The organism is Actinokineospora spheciospongiae, assembly GCF_003182415.1.
Lineage (GTDB): Bacteria > Actinomycetota > Actinomycetes > Mycobacteriales > Pseudonocardiaceae > Actinokineospora > Actinokineospora spheciospongiae.
In genome coordinates this window covers 1-12,148 of sequence record NZ_QHCP01000008.1, presented here as the reverse complement: position 1 = coordinate 12,148, position 12,148 = coordinate 1, and the positions used below count along the sequence as shown (strand labels likewise).

General features: G+C 74.0%; 10 protein-coding genes and 1 rRNA gene. 1 reads left to right on the top strand and 10 read right to left on the bottom strand.

The window, feature by feature from the left end; translation table 11 throughout:
- Positions 1 to 108: 108 nt before the first annotated feature.
- The 9 genes from DFQ13_RS21015 to DFQ13_RS35170 all read right to left on the bottom strand — a co-directional run bounded on the left by DFQ13_RS21015 (position 109) and on the right by DFQ13_RS35170 (position 9,733).
- Positions 109 to 756: a hypothetical protein gene (locus DFQ13_RS21015; RefSeq protein WP_110081050.1), complete on the bottom strand. Its 648-nt coding sequence runs from the start codon at positions 754 to 756 to the stop codon at positions 109 to 111.
- A gap of 176 nt (positions 757 to 932) precedes the next feature.
- Positions 933 to 1,874, bottom strand: coding sequence for a copper transporter (locus tag DFQ13_RS21010; RefSeq protein ID WP_110081049.1), 942 nt, complete (start codon positions 1,872 to 1,874; stop codon positions 933 to 935).
- A complete protein-coding gene (gene steA, locus DFQ13_RS21005) occupies positions 1,871 to 3,055 on the bottom strand; it encodes a putative cytokinetic ring protein SteA (protein ID WP_110081048.1) in 1,185 nt (394 codons plus the stop codon). The genes DFQ13_RS21010 and steA overlap by 4 nt, the downstream gene beginning before the upstream one ends.
- An 822-nt stretch (positions 3,056 to 3,877) precedes the next feature.
- Positions 3,878 to 5,659 carry a DNA repair protein RecN gene (gene recN / locus DFQ13_RS21000; RefSeq protein ID WP_110081047.1) on the bottom strand — a complete coding sequence of 594 codons (1,782 nt, stop codon included), beginning with the start codon at positions 5,657 to 5,659 and terminating at the stop codon, positions 3,878 to 3,880.
- A 99-nt stretch (positions 5,660 to 5,758) separates the two neighbouring features.
- Positions 5,759 to 6,649 carry an NAD kinase gene (locus tag DFQ13_RS20995; RefSeq protein ID WP_110081046.1) on the bottom strand — a complete coding sequence of 297 codons (891 nt, stop codon included), beginning with the start codon at positions 6,647 to 6,649 and terminating at the stop codon, positions 5,759 to 5,761.
- The gene (locus DFQ13_RS20990) at positions 6,646 to 7,452 is read right to left on the bottom strand and encodes a TlyA family RNA methyltransferase (RefSeq protein WP_110081045.1); all 807 of its coding nucleotides are present in this window, start codon (positions 7,450 to 7,452) and stop codon (positions 6,646 to 6,648) included. Before DFQ13_RS20990 ends, DFQ13_RS20995 begins: the two co-directional genes overlap by 4 nt.
- Before the next feature lie 4 nt (positions 7,453 to 7,456).
- The gene (locus tag DFQ13_RS20985; protein ID WP_110081044.1) at positions 7,457 to 7,636 is read right to left on the bottom strand and encodes a hypothetical protein; all 180 of its coding nucleotides are present in this window, start codon (positions 7,634 to 7,636) and stop codon (positions 7,457 to 7,459) included.
- 10 nt (positions 7,637 to 7,646) lie between these two features.
- Positions 7,647 to 8,645 (bottom strand): HAD-IIA family hydrolase, encoded by a 999-nt coding sequence (locus DFQ13_RS20980; protein ID WP_110081043.1) that lies wholly within the window; start codon positions 8,643 to 8,645, stop codon positions 7,647 to 7,649.
- Positions 8,642 to 9,733, bottom strand: a complete 1,092-nt coding sequence (locus tag DFQ13_RS35170) for a tetratricopeptide repeat protein (RefSeq protein ID WP_181400109.1) — start codon at positions 9,731 to 9,733, stop codon at positions 8,642 to 8,644. The genes DFQ13_RS20980 and DFQ13_RS35170 overlap by 4 nt, the downstream gene beginning before the upstream one ends.
- 12 nt (positions 9,734 to 9,745) lie before the next feature.
- Between DFQ13_RS35170 and DFQ13_RS34000 the strand changes: the two genes are divergently transcribed.
- Complete coding sequence (locus DFQ13_RS34000) at positions 9,746 to 11,755, top strand: hypothetical protein (protein ID WP_181400108.1); 2,010 nt, start codon at positions 9,746 to 9,748, stop codon at positions 11,753 to 11,755.
- 300 nt (positions 11,756 to 12,055) lie between these two features.
- Here the strand turns inward: DFQ13_RS34000 and rrf are convergent.
- Positions 12,056 to 12,148 (bottom strand): 5S ribosomal RNA (rrf, locus tag DFQ13_RS20970); the annotation flags it as partial.

The window sequence follows — 12,148 nt, the reverse complement described above, 5'->3', positions numbered from 1 at the left end:
GCGGTGGGCGGAAGCACCACACCGGTCCACGGGGTTTCACGATAACACCAGGGCGGCGGACCGCCGCCCACCGGACCCGGGGTGCCGGGTCCGGTGGGCGCACCCGGATCAGGGGGTCGCCGCGCAGGCGGTCGCGCCCACGACCACGTCACCGGCCATCCCGGAGCCGGGCTGGAACCGCAGGTGCAGCATGTTCAGCGCGATGCCGCCGCCGCGGGACAGGGTGATCTCGTTGAAGGTGGCGGTGGCCAGCAGGCCGCCGTCGCCGCGGATCTCGCGGACGTAGTCGCGCGGCACCGGGCTGGGCAGGCCGGTCAGCCCGGCGAGGCCGCCGACGGCCCAGCCGACGGCGGAACCGTCCCGGGTGGCCGTGCAGGTGACCCGGTAGTCGGTGATCACGACCCGCGGGCCGCCGGAGGCGATCAGCGCGGACAGCTCGAACCGGTCGCCGGTGGCCTCGGACTTGGTGGTGGTGACGGAGTGCGCGGGGTCGACGACGGTGGTGGCGCAGGTGGAGGTCACCCCGTCGAACTCGACGCCGCCCTGGGTGATCGTGTCGGACGTGGCCGAGGTGGGCCCGTTCACCGCGCACCGCGCGACCTCGGGGATCGTGGTGCGCACCCCCGCCCTGGTGAACGCCGCCGAACCACCGGAGGCCACCCCGGGCGGGGTGGCGGCCAGCGCGGGGACCGCGCCCGCGGTCAACGCCGCCGCCAGCGCCGCCGCGACGAACCCGAGTCGTGCCTTGCGTGTCATCCACTGCTCCCTTGTGGCCGGTGGCGGGGGGGACTCCGCCACCGGCACCATCGGCGGCGCGGGCCGGGACATGACCGACCCGCCACCGGTCCCACCCGTGCGGAACACACCTTCCCCCGGACGGGGACGGCCCTGGTGACACCCGGCCACCCCGTCACCCGCCCGGGGAGCCTCGACTACTCGACGGGCGCACCGGGCGCGGCGGCCTGCGCGTTGCCCCCGGTGCCGTAGCGGCCCGCCTTCTCCGCCAGTTGCTCGGCCAGCGCCAGCACGACCACCGCCCGCCCCGCCGGGGTGTCCGCGTTGTCCACAGTGGACAGGATGGTGGTGGCGGCGGTGTCCGCGCGGACCACGCCGACCGCGCCGGTGCCCTCGGCCGAGCCCGCCGCACCCGCCAGCACGGCGCCCGCGCCGGAGCGGTCGACCTGGGTGGCGAACCGGGCGACGGTCGCCGCCCGGTCGCCCGCGCCGTCCCCGGAGACCTTGCCGCCGGTCAGCACGACCGCCAACTGCGCGGGTCGCAGGTCGGGCGAGGCCTTGACGAACCCGCCGTCGGTCAGCCCGGCCAGCGCCGCCGCCGACTCCGGCGCGGACACCTGCGGCTGGTTGGTCGCCTTGGAGATCAGCAGCAGCGGCCCGAGCAGGCCACCGGCGAGCGTGCCCGGGTCGGTCGCCGTCGGCAACTGCACCCCGGCGGGGAGCAGCCGGGTCACGATGTCGGTCAGCTCGTCGGCCCGCGCCTGGTCGGCGAAGGCGTCGGTGAGCTGGAGCTCACCGGTGACCGCGGCCCCGGCGGCGGTCAGCAGGCCCTTGAGGGAGTCGCGGTCGCCGGGGCGGGCGTCGGCGGTGGTCACGATGACCACCGTGCGCTGGTCCAGGGCGCCCCTCACCGCGAGCGGCCCCACGGTGGCGGCGAAGGAGTCGGCGTCGTCGAGGCGGGCGCCGAGCGCGTTGCGCTGCTCCTCCAACCGCGACACCTCACCGCCGAGGTCGTTGTTCTCGGTGTTGAGCCCGGACAGCAGGGTGCGGCTCAGCGTGGTCGACCCGAGCACCACCCCCACGGCCAGCGCCAGGAAGACGGCGGCGATCGAGACGATGTGGTAGCGCAGCGAGATCACGAGAACAGCCCCTCGAACCAGGTGACGGACGACTGCCAGGTGCGCAGCACCCAGTCGGTGTAGGCCTCGGCGACCCCGGACACCGCCACCGCGGCCCCGATCGCCACCAGGGCGGCCACGACGAGCAGCAGCACCGCCCACACCGACACCCGGCTGCGGTGCAGCGTCGCCACCGCCTTGGCGTCGACGAGCTTGCTGCCCAACCGCAACCGGGTCAGGAAGGTCGACGGGTTCGACCCGGACCGCCCCCGGTCCAGGAACTCCCGCAGCGTCGCCTGGAACCCCACGGTGACCACCAGGTTCGCCCCGTGCACGTCGACCAGCAGCAGCGCCAGGTCCTCGGCGTTGCCGGACGCGGGGAAGGTCACCGCGCCGATGCCCAGGTCCTGCACCCGCTCCAGCCCCGGGGCGTGCCCGTCGACCTGGGCGGGCACGATCACCTCGGCCCCGCTGCGCAGCGTCTCGGTGGAGATGCCGTCCGGGTCCCCGACGACGACGTGCGGGGTGTGCCCGGCCTTGCGCAGCACGTCGGCCCCGGACTCCACCCCCACCAGCACCGGCCGGTGCTCCCCGATGTAGCGCTTGAGCTGCTTGAGGTCCGCCACGTGCCCGTTGCCCGGGGCCACCACGAGCACCTGCCGGTCGCGCACCGGCGTCCGCAGCTCGGGCACTCCCACCCCGTCCAGGATGAGCGAGCGCTCCCGCCGCAGGAACTCGATGGTGTTGGCGGAGAACGCCTCCAACTGCGCCGACATCCCCGCCTTCGCCTCGATCATCTGGTCGGCGATGGTCGAGGCGGTCTGCCGAACCCCCCGGGCCACCTCCTTGTCCCCGACGTAGACGACCCCCTCGTGCAACCGGAGCGCACTGCCCTCCCGGATCACCCGCAACGCGTCCTGCCCCACGTCGTCGATCAACGGGATCTCCGCCTCGACCAGCACCTCCGGCCCCATGTTCGGAAACCGCCCACTGATCGACGGCGAGGCGTTGACCACCCCGACCACCTGCGCCTCCACCAGCGCGGCGGCGGTGGACCGGTCGAGGTCCAACTGGTCGAGCACGGCGATGTCCCCGTGCGAAACCCTGCGGACCAGATCGGTCGTCCGCCGGTCCACCCGGGCGATCCCGGTGACCCCGGGCAGGGACGGCTGGGACCGACTGAGGAGACCGGAGCGCTTCATGGGGGCGATGGTGGCGGACGAACACCCCTCCACCGAGCTGCCACGCCGGGGTTCTCCCGCACGCCAGTCCATGGTGGACCTGCCTGTGCGCAGATTTACTACGGCGCGTACTTTCCTTTCACCCGTTAGGGTTTGAGGCCGCGCCCGGTCGGGTGGCCGACTTGATCGCCTGTGGACAGACTCGGCTTCGCCCGCTGTTTCTGTCGGTGTGCTGCGGTGGGATTGATTCGGGGGCTTCGTCGATCGAGCTGTGGACAACTCCGGACCGGCTCAGCGTTTCTGTCGGTGCTGCGTGCTGGGATTGATTCGGGGGGTGCTTGATCCGGGCTGTGGATGGCTGCGGCTCGGTTGGCCGTTCTTGTCGGTGCCTCGTGCTTGGGTTGATTCGGGGGCTTCTTGCGCCGGGTTGTGGATGGCTGCTTGACAGGATCGGCTTTCCGTCGGTGCGCCCTGATTGGGGTGGTTCGGGGGCTGCTTGGCGCGGTTCTGCTGCGTGCGGGGTGCTGGATCGGGTGGTTGTTCTTGGTCGGGGCCCCTACGAAGACCCTCTGCCGCGGTGCGCGTGAGTGGGCGAAGGGATGCCCACCGTCGCTGGCCAGCTTGGCAGAGGGTCTTCTCCCCCAACCAAAAACAACCACCCGATCCAGCGCTTCACCGCGTTGCCGCGCCGTGGCCGCCCGCTCGCGCCGACGCCTGCCGCTCCGGGTGCGCGTGGCGGTGGATCACCTCCGTCCACCCGCCCCGGGCGCGGCGACCCCGAACACACCACCGCCCGGGTCCGCCAAGCGTGGCTTCGCGGACCCGGGCGGTGGGCAGGACCGATCAGGTGCGCTTGCGGCGGGACGGGCGGGGCTTGCCCGTCAGTTCCCAGTCGTGCTTCTCGCCCTCGGCCAGGGCGAGGAGTTCCTCCGCGTGGGCGCGGCCGGTTTCGGTGGACTCCATGCCCGCCAACATCCGGGCGAGTTCCACCACCCGGTCGCCCTCGTCCAGGGTGCGGACGTCGCTGCGGGTGACGCCGCCCCGCATGCCCTTGTCCACGATCAGGTGGCGGTCGGCGAAGGCGGCGACCTGGGCGAGGTGGGTGACCACGATGACCTGGTGGCTGCGGGCCAAGCGGGCCAGGCGGCGGCCGATCTCCACCGCCGCCCGACCGCCCACGCCCGCGTCGACCTCGTCGAAGACGAGGGTGGGGACCGGGTCGGAGTGGGCGAGGACGACCTCGATGGCGAGCATCACCCGGGACAGCTCACCGCCGGAGGCGCCCTTGTGGATGGGGAGGGGGTGGGCGCCGTCGTGGGCGACGAGCAGGATCTCCACCTCGTCGACGCCGCCGGTGCCCGCGTGCAGCAGCGTCCCGTTGACCTCCAGGGCCAGCGGGTCGTTCGCCTCGGCGGGGCGGGGGCGGACGCTGATCTGGAGGCTGGACTGGCCCATGGCCAACCCGCCCAATTCGTCCGTCACGGCCTTCGCCAGGGCTTCGGCGGCCTCGGTGCGGGAGGCGGTCAGGCCGGTGGAGATGTCCGCCAGCTCCACCGCCAGGGCCGAGCGGCGGGCGGCCAGCTCGGCGAGGGCCTCCTCCGAGGTGTCCATGCCCGCCAGCCTGTCCACCGCGTCCCGCGCCCAGGCCAGCACACCGTCGACGTCGGCGGCGTACTTGCGGGTGAGGGCCTTCAGCTCCGCCTGGCGGGCCAGGACCTGCTCCAGCACCGCCGGGTCGGCGTCCAGGTCGTCCAGGTACGCCGTCAGCTCGGCGCCCACGTCGGTCAGCAGGACCGCCGCCTCGGCCAGGCGGGGCTCCAGCTCGCGCAGCCGGGGGTCCTCGGAGGCGGCCAGGCGGCGCTGGGCCTCCCCGATCAGGCCCAGGGCACCGGGGACGTCCGGGTCGCCGTCCGGGGAACCGGAGACGGCGTAGGAGGCGCCGGTGGCCCCCTCGCGCAGTTGGTCGGCGTCGGCGAGGCGGCGGGCGCGCTCGACCAGCTCGGTGTCCTCGCCGGGCTGGGGGTCGACCGCGGTGATCTCCTCCACGCCCAGGCGCAGGACCTCGGACTCGCGGGCGAGTTCCTTCGCCCGGTTCGTGCGGTCGGCCAGCTCGGTCGACACCGAGATCCACTCGTCGCGGACGCGCTGGTAGGCCGACAGGGCCTCGTGGACGTCCTCACCGGCGAAGCGGTCGATCACCGCGCGCTGCTCGGCGGAGCGCAGCAGGCGCAACTGGTCGTTCTGCCCGTGCACGGCGATGAGCTGCTCGGCCAGCTCACCGAGCACGCCGACCGGGACCGACCGGCCGCCCAGGTGGGCCCGGGACCGGCCGTCGATGCTGATGCTGCGCAGCGCTATCAGGCTGCCGTCGTCCTCCGGTTCTGCTCCCGCGTTGCCCGCGACGGTGGCGGCGGGGGACCCGGTGAGCCCCTCGAACCGCCCCTCGACCACGGCCTTGGACTTCCCGCTGCGGACCCGCGACGCCTCGCCCCTGCCACCGGAGAGCAGGTGCAACCCGGTGACGACCATCGTCTTGCCCGCACCGGTCTCCCCGGTCACCACGGTGAAACCGGGGTGGAGCTCGAGCGTGGCCTCATCGATGACGCCGAGGTCCTGGATGCGCATCTCGGCTAGCACAGAGCGCACCCTAGCGGTTGGGACCGTCAGCCGGCAGGCTCGCACCCCGCAGCCGGGCCGAACACCGGGTCGGGCACGTGGGCGGGGTCACCGCGAGCGCCACCCGTGCACCGGCAGGTCGAACTTGTCGACCAACCGGTCGGTGAAGTGCTCGTCACCCAGGCGGACCAGCCGGACCGGGGTGCGCCCACCCCGGACCTCGATCCGCGCCCCCGGCGGGATCTCCACCGTGCGGCGGCCGTCGCAGCACAGCACCGCCTCGTGGCCCTCCGGGTCGACCTCGATCGCCACCCGCGAGTGCGGGCCGACGACCATGGGCCGGGAGAACATGGCGTGCGCGTTGCTCGGCACCACCAGCATGGCCTGCACGTCCGGCCACACGATCGGCCCACCCGCGGAGTAGGCGTACGCGGTGGACCCGGTGGGCGTCGCGCACAGCACCCCGTCGCAACCGAAGGACGACACCGAGCGCCCGTCGACCTCGATCATCACGTCCAGAATCCGCTCCCGGCTGCTCTTCTCCACGCTGGCCTCGTTGAGCGCCCAGGTGTCGGCCACCACCACGCCGTCGACGGTGGCGGTGACGTCGACCGTCATCCGCTCCTCCACCCGGTAGGTCTGCTCGACGACGCGCTGCACGGCGTCCTCCAGCGCGTCCGACTCCGCCTCCGCCAGGAACCCCACCCGGCCCAGGTTCACCCCCAGCACCGGCACCCCGGTCGCGTGCGCCAGCTCGGCGGCGCGCAGGAACGTGCCGTCACCGCCGAGGACGAACACCAGCTCGGCGCCCTCCGCGGCCTTGGGCCCCACCGGCACCACCCGGCTGTAGCAGGACGGGTCCAGGTCGGGCGCCTCGCTCTCCAGCACCCGCAGCAGCACCCCGGCCGACCCGAACCACCCCGCCACCTTCTCGGCGGTGCGCCGGTTCTCGGTGCGACCGGTGTGCACGACCAGCAGGATCTCCCGTGCAGGGCTCATTGCGGACCTTCCCGGACAGCGGTCTCCACCAGCTCGGCGGCCACCTCGGCCGCCAACGGCTCGCCCCGGCGCAGCCAGGCGAAGTACTCCACGTTGCCCGCGGGCCCCGGCAGCGGGCTGGCCGCGACCCCGTGCACCCGCAGGCCCGCCTCACCGGCCGCCCGCAGGACGTTGCGCACGGCGTCGGCGCGGTCCGCCGGGTCGCGCACGACCCCGCCCGCGCCCAACCGCTCCTTGCCCACCTCGAACTGCGGCTTGATCATCGGGATGACGTCGGCCTCGTCGGTGGCGCAGGCGGCCAGCGCGGGCAGCACCAACCGCAGCGAGATGAACGACAGGTCCGACACGACCATGTCCGCCGCCCCGCCGATGCCCTCCGGGGTGATCTCGCGGGCGTTCGTCTTGTCCATGATCACCACGCGGTCGTCAGTCTGCAGCCGCCACACCAACTGCCCCCGCCCCACGTCGACCGCCACCACCTGCCGCGCCCCCCGGCGCAGCAGCACGTCGGTGAACCCGCCGGTGGAGGCACCCGCGTCCAGGCAGCGCTTGCCGTCCGGGGACAGGTCGAACGCGTCCAGCGCGCCGATGAGCTTGTGCGCGCCGCGCGAGGCCCAGTTCGGGTCGTCCACCACCTCGCGCACGACCAGCGCGGCACCGGTCTCGACACCGGTGGCGGGTTTGGTGGCCACGGTCCCGTGCACGGTCACCCGGCCGTCGGCGATCAACTGCGACGCGTGGTCACGGGAGCGGGCCAGCCCGCGGCGGACCAGCTCGGCGTCCAGTCGCGCCCTCCTGGGCACCGGCTCAGACCTTGTCGATGGAGGCGAGCGCGGCGGTCAGCGCCACGTGCACGGCGTCGAACCGGGCCACGTGCTCGTCGACCGGCAACCGGTCGAGCCCGTCGAGCCCGGCCACGGCGTCGGCGATCGCCTCGTCGCTGACCGGCGGGGGCCCGGGAGGGCCGGGGAGTGGAGCTGGGTGCACGGGCTCCACGCTAGCCGATGCGGAAGCCGAGGGTGGTGAGGGCGGCGGCCGCGGCGGGGTCCGGGTGCAGCGCCCGCGCGTCGTCGCCCGCCGCCCAGCAGGCGGCGCAGAGGGTGCGCAGGAGGTCGAGCGGATCACCGTCGCCGGTGATGGTGGCCCGGCCGCCGTCGACGGCCACGGCCCACCCGGGCCGGGCCCGGATAGCCAGCTCGTCCGCGGGCCGGTCGAACGCGGTCAGGTCGGCCGCGACGTAGGTGGGGCGCTCGTGCGGCCCGGCAGCCAGGAGGTCCGCGGCGGTGGCGACCCCGGTGAGGACCAGCAGCGAGTCGACCCCGGCGCTGACCGCGCCCTCGATGTCGGTGTCGAGCCGGTCGCCGACCACCAGCGGGCGCGCGGCACCCGCGGAGCGGATCGACTGGTCCATCAGCGGGGTGGCCGGTTTGCCCGCCACCTCCGGCTCCTGGTCGGTCGCCACGCGCAGGGCGTGCACCAGCGAACCGTTGCCGGGCAGCAGACCGCGGTCGGTCGGGAGCGTGCGGTCGACGTTGCACGCCACCCAGAACGCGCCCGCCCGGATCGCCAGCGCCCCCTCGGCCAGGTCCTCCCAGGTCATCTTGGGCGAAAGGCCCTGGCAGACGCCCTTGACGTCGGCGGAGAACCCGCGCACGGGCGTGAGGCCCACGGCGGTGACCTCGTCGGCGAGGGCGTCGGTGCCCAGGACCAGCACGTGGTCACCGGGCGCCAACCGGCCCCGCAGCACCGCGGCCGCCGCCTGCGCGCTGGTGGACACCTCGGCGGCGTCCGCCCGCACCGCCATGCCCCGCAGGTGCTCGGCGACGGTCTCCGGGGCCCGGGAGGCGTTGTTCGTCACGAACCGGACGGCGACGCCCGCCGCGTGCGCGCGGTCCACGACCTCGGCCGCGGCGGGCAGGGCCTGCCCGCCGCGGTAGACGGTGCCGTCGAGGTCGAACAGCAGGGCGTCGTAGCGGTCGAGCAGGCCGTCGCTCATCGGTTCTCCGGCTGACCCGCGGTCCGGTCCTCGGCGCCCTCGGGACCCTCGGGGCTGTCGACCCGGGGGCGGTCGTCGCCGTCGAGGAGGTCGCTGCCCCGGGGCAGGTCGTCTTCCGCCGGGAGGTCGCTCCCGTTCGGGAGATCAGCGGTCGCGGGGGAGGCGTCGCTGCCCGGACCGCCGCTGTCGGGAACATCTCCCTCGGAAGGGCCGCGCTCGACAGCGCCGCTGCCGGAGGCGGTGCCGTCCGGAGCGCCACCGTCGAAAGCGCCGCCATCGGGGGCACTGCCATTCGGTGCGGTGCTGTCGGAGGCGGTGCTGTCGGGGAGGACGGCGTCCTCGATCGTGTGGCCGGTGCGGTCGGTGGCCACGGGGGCGTCGTCGGCGTCGTCCTCGATCTCGACGGTTTCACCCGGGAGGGCGGCGGCGATCTCGGACTCGTCGGCACCGAGGGCGAAGGCGCGCTCGGCGGCGTCGGTGTCCTCGTCGTCGTCGGCCTGGGCGGCGTTGAGGAACCAGCGGATGGCGTCCTGGTCGCGGCCCGCGGCCTCCAGGTTGTCGGCGTAGGCGTAGAACAGGCGCGCGCTCCACGGCTTGCGCACCTTGACGTCGAGGTCGGGGCCCTGCAGGGCGACCACGGCCGCGTCCAACTGGCCCATGTCCCGGCGGGCGCCCGCGCTGACGATGCGCAGCTCCACGGCCACCTCCGGGTCCAGGTCGGTGCCCGCCTCCTTGGCCAGCTCCAGCGCCCGCTCCGGCCTGCCCAGCGCCCGCTCGCAGTCCGCCATGACGGCGACGTGCGTGTTGCCGCCGCTCATCCGCCGCACCGCGCGCAACTCGGACAGGGCCTCGGCCCACTCCCCCGCGTGGTAGGCGGTCAACCCCGCCGCCTCCCGCACGATGGCGACCCGGGAAGCGCGCTCCCGGGCGTAGCGGGCGTGCACCAGGGCCCGCGCGGGGTCCTCGTCGATCAGCATGCCCGCCGCCACCAGGTGCCTGCCGACCATCTCGGCCAGCGACTTGGGCAGGCTGCGCAGCCCGGCCCGGGCCTCGACGTCCAGTTGCGAGTAGTCGGCACCCTCCGGCACCGCCGGTCCGTTGTGGACGGGGGCGACATCGTCGTCCTTGCGGGTAGCACGCCGGTCACCGGAGCGCGGCTTGTCGAACTCCTTGCGCGGACGGCTTTCCCGGTCGGCGAAGCGATCGCGGCTGTCCGTTGTGGACGCGCCACTCACCGCACCGGAAGCGGATGCGCCCTCGTTCTCACCAAAGGTTCGTTCACCCTGCGCGGCGGCGCGCTCGTCGGTGGTCGCAGCGGAGTCGCCCTGGCGGTCCGCGCGCCCACCACCCGGCTCACCGTCAACGGTGTCGTCCCCGCGCGGGGAGTCGGCGTCGGAGGTGCGCTGGGGTTCGAGGTTGTCCTGACGGTGGAGGTCCGCTTCGGGCTTCGAGTCGCGGTCGTCGTCGCGCGGGGAGGTGCCGGTGTCGCGCTGGGGAGCGCGGTCATCGCCGGACGGGGTACGGAAGTCGCGGCTGTCCTCGCGGGAGGAGCCATGGTCGCCGTCGCGCTTCGAGTCGCGGTCGTCGCGGGAGAAGCTGCGGTCGTCGCGCTTCGGACCACGATCGTCACGGGAGAAGCTGCGGTCGTCGTCGCGCTTGGGGCCACGGTCGTCACGGGTGAAGCCGCGGTCATTGTCGCGCTTGGGGCCGCGATCGTCGTCACGGCGGAAACCGCGGTCGTCGTCGCGCTTCGGACCACGGTGGTCGCCGGAGAAGCCGCGGTCGCTGTCGCGCTTGGGGCCGCGGTCGTCACGGGTGAAGCCGCGGTTGTCGTCGCGCTTCGGGGTGCGGTCATCGCGGAAGGAACCGCGGTCGTTGTCACGGCGCGGGTAGCCGCCCGTCGAGCGGGAACCGCGGTCGTTGTCGCGGTCGTCGCGACGGGGGTAGCCACCGGACTGGGGGCGGTCGTCGCGGCGCGGGGTGCGGTCGCTGTCGCGGGAGGTCGTGCGGTCGTCGCGACGGGGGTAACCGCCGCCCGTGGGGCGGGAGCCCCGGTCGTCGCGGTTCTGGTGGCCGCCGCGGTCGTTGTCGCGGGGCTTGCTGTCGCGGCGGGCGAAGCCGTCGCGGTCATCGCGGCGGTCGTTGTCGCGGTGCGGGTGGGTGCCGGTGGGGCGGGAGCCTCGGTCGTCGCGGCCCTGGTAGCCGCCGCGGTCGCCCGAGCGGTAGCCGCCACCACGGGAATCGCGGTCGGAGGACTTGCCCTGGTAACCGCCACCGCGCGAGTCGCGGTCACCCGAGCCGCCGCGGTATCCACCGCCGGAACCCCGGTCACTCGAACCGCCGCGGAAGCCGCCGCCACGGGAATCGCGGTCGCCCGAGTTGCCCCGGTACCCGCCGCTGCGGGAGTCGCGGTCGCCGGAGGTGCCGCTGTAACCGCCGGAGCGGGAATCACGGTCGCTCGAACCGCCCCGGTAGCCCCCGCTGCGGGAATCGCGGTCGCCCGAGGTGCCGCCGTAACCGCCGGAACGGGAATCCCGGTCGCCCGAGTTGCCCCGGTACCCGCCGCCGGGCCGGGAGTCGCGATCGCTCGAGTTGCCCCGGTAACCGCTGCTGCGGGAGTCGCGGTCGCTCGAATTGCCGCCGTAGCCGCCACTGCGGGTGCCGCGATCGGTGGAATTGCCGCCGCGCGAGTCGCGGTCCGAGGAGTTGCCCCGGTAGCCGCCACTGGGACGGGAATCGCGATCACCCGAGTTGCCCCGGTAGCCGCCACCCCGGGAGTCCCGGTCACCGGCACTGCCGCTGTAGCCACCGGAGCGGGAATCACGGTCGCTCGAACCGCCCCGGTAACCCCCGCCGCGAGAGTCGCGGTCGTTCGACGTTCCTCGGTAGCCCCCGCCGCGGGAATCCCGGTCACCAGAGCTGCCCCGGTAGCCGCCGCCGCGGGAGTCGCCGTCACTCGAGTTGCCCCGGTAACCACCACGGGAATCGCGGTCACCCGAGTTGCCTCGGTAGCCGCCGCTGCGGGAATCGCGGTCGCCGGAGGTGCCTCGGGGGGCGCCTCGGTCGCGGTCGCCGCCGGACTTGAAGCCGCCTCGGTCGCGGTCGGTTGAGGTGGGGCGGTAGCCGCCTCGGTCCTGGGGGGACTTGCGGTCGTTGGGGCGACCGCCGTCCTGGCCGTCACGGCGCCAGGTCGACGCTCCCGCACCGCTGTCCCGACGAGGGCCACCCCCACTGCCTGCCTTGCGGTCCGACCCTGGTCGCCGGTCGTCCCGCCGATCCCCGCCATCGGTACCGCCACGACGCCCGAACTCCGACACCCTGATCCTCCATGCTCATGAAAAAACCGAAGGGACCTGCGGTGGAAACACGGATCTTCACGTGTTCCATCACAGGCCCCTTCGGGAATGATAGTCCGGCGGCGTCCTACTCTCCCACACCCTCACGAGTGCAGTACCATCGGCGCTGGCAGGCTTAGCTTCCGGGTTCGGGATGGGACCGGGCGT

Coding starts and splice junctions, on each gene's coding strand:
- DFQ13_RS21015 (WP_110081050.1), bottom strand. CDS start 756: ATGACACGCAAGGCACGACTCGGGTTCGTCGCGGCGGCGCTGGCGGCG.
- steA (WP_110081048.1), bottom strand. CDS start 3,055: ATGAAGCGCTCCGGTCTCCTCAGTCGGTCCCAGCCGTCCCTGCCCGGG.
- recN (WP_110081047.1), bottom strand. CDS start 5,659: ATGCGCATCCAGGACCTCGGCGTCATCGATGAGGCCACGCTCGAGCTC.
- DFQ13_RS20995 (WP_110081046.1), bottom strand. CDS start 6,649: ATGAGCCCTGCACGGGAGATCCTGCTGGTCGTGCACACCGGTCGCACC.
- DFQ13_RS20980 (WP_110081043.1), bottom strand. CDS start 8,645: ATGAGCGACGGCCTGCTCGACCGCTACGACGCCCTGCTGTTCGACCTC.